The organism is Bacillus cereus group sp. BfR-BA-01347, assembly GCF_022663835.1.
GTDB lineage: Bacteria > Bacillota > Bacilli > Bacillales > Bacillaceae_G > Bacillus_A > Bacillus_A thuringiensis_K.
This window is the reverse complement of sequence record NZ_JAKUGG010000078.1, coordinates 1-483: the sequence shown is the minus strand read 5'-3', so window position 1 is coordinate 483 and position 483 is coordinate 1. Positions and strand designations below refer to the sequence as shown.

Below are 483 nucleotides of genomic sequence, written 5' to 3'. Positions count from 1 at the left end.
GGGGTGAAGTCGTAACAAGGTAGCCGTATCGGAAGGTGCGGCTGGATCACCTCCTTTCTATGGAGAATTGATAAGCGCTGCTTATCAATATAAGTTTCCGTGTTTCGTTTTCGTTTAGTTTTGAGAGTTCAATTCAGTGTTGACTCTTAAATGAGGATATGATATAAATAAATCCTGCAATTTGTATGGGCCTATAGCTCAGCTGGTTAGAGCGCACGCCTGATAAGCGTGAGGTCGATGGTTCGAGTCCATTTAGGCCCACCATACATTTTGGGGCCTTAGCTCAGCTGGGAGAGCGCCTGCCTTGCACGCAGGAGGTCAGCGGTTCGATCCCGCTAGGCTCCACCAAAAAGCTATTTTAAATAGCAAATGGTATGTTCTTTGAAAACTAGATAACAGTGTAGCTCATATTTTTTAATTTTTAGTTTGGTTAAGTTAGAAAGGGCGCACGGTGGATGCCTTGACACTAGGAGTCGATGAAGG

The 483-nt window shown here is 44.7% G+C and carries 2 tRNA genes and 1 rRNA gene; all 3 read left to right on the top strand.

The annotated features are described in order from the left end of the window. Nucleotides 1-57: ribosomal RNA gene (locus MR143_RS32690) — 16S ribosomal RNA — on the top strand; the annotation flags it as partial. A gap of 130 nt (nucleotides 58-187) precedes the next feature. Continuing rightward, nucleotides 188-264, top strand: a tRNA-Ile gene (locus MR143_RS32685). Between the two features lie 8 nt (nucleotides 265-272). Then, nucleotides 273-348: transfer RNA gene (locus MR143_RS32680), tRNA-Ala, on the top strand. Nucleotides 349-483: the final 135 nt, after the last annotated feature.